Origin of the sequence: Streptomyces novaecaesareae, from assembly GCF_000716875.1 — a bacterium.
GTDB classification, from domain to species: domain Bacteria; phylum Actinomycetota; class Actinomycetes; order Streptomycetales; family Streptomycetaceae; genus Kitasatospora; species Kitasatospora novaecaesareae.
Window position 1 is genome coordinate 1 of sequence record NZ_JNWQ01000204.1, and the last position, 1,073, is coordinate 1,073.

At 70.2% G+C, this 1,073-nt stretch carries 1 protein-coding gene; it reads left to right on the forward strand.

The features are described 5' to 3' along the window. Nucleotides 1–132: 132 nt before the first annotated feature. Nucleotides 133–1,073: cytochrome P450 (locus tag OP86_RS38955; protein WP_157849912.1), on the forward strand; the 941-nt coding region annotated here is incomplete at its 3' end.

Consider the following 1,073-nt stretch of genomic DNA (forward strand, 5'->3'; position numbering starts at 1 on the left):
TTCGATCCGACGTCCGACGGCCAGTTGGCCGATCCCTATCCGATGTATGCGCGGTTGCGTGGTTCGTGTCCGGTGGTGCATGACCCGAAGCTGGATGTGTGGGTGGTGTCCCGGCATGAGGATGTGGCCCGGGTGTTGCACGATCCGGGGGTGTTCTCCTCGGAGAGTGCGGTGCGGGTGGCGACCGGGCCGGAGGCTGATGAGGTCAAGCAGGTGATGGCCGAGGGCTGGTCGTTGACGCCGAACCTGACGGAGAGCGACGGTGAGGTGCACACCCGGCTGCGGGTGGCGGTCAACCGGGTCTTCACGCCGCGGCGGGTGGCCGAGTTGGAGCCGTTCGTGCGGGCGACTGCGGAGGAGTTGATCGGCCGGTTCGCCGCGGCCGGTGAGGTCGACGTCATCGAGGGTTATGCGTGGCCGCTGCCGTTGATGGTGATGGCGCAGATCCTGGGGGTGCCGGCGGGGGATGTGCCGCGGCTTCGGCGGTGGAGCCACAACTGGCTGCGGCTGTCGGTGGGGACGGGCCCGGCCGAGGAGCGGGTGGAGTGGGCGCGTGACGTGGTGGAGATGCAGCACTACGTGATGGCGCTGCTCCAGGAGCCCGGCCGGGTCGCGCAGGGCGGGCTGATCGCCTCCCTGGCGGCCGATGCGCAGGAGCACGGGTTGGACACGGTGGAGCTGATGCGCATCGTGATGAACCTGATCATCGCGGGGCACGTGACGGTGACCCGGGCGATCGGCAACGGCGTGGTCACCCTGCTGGAACACCCCGGCCAGCTCGCGGCGCTGCGGGCCGGGGAGGCGAGTGTGGAGGCGATGGTGGAGGAGACCCTGCGCTACGAGTCCCCCGTCCAGGGCCTGTTCCGCACCGTCACCGAGGGCACCGAGCTCGGCGGCCGCAAGCTGGTACCCGGCGAGCGGGTGATGGTGCACTTCGGCTCCGCCAACCGCGACGAACACGTCATCACCGACGCTGACGCGTTCACCCTCCAGAACAGGCCGGGCCGCCACCAGATGGCCTTCGGCCGCGGCATCCACGCCTGCCTCGGCGCCTCCCTGGCCCGCCTCCAACT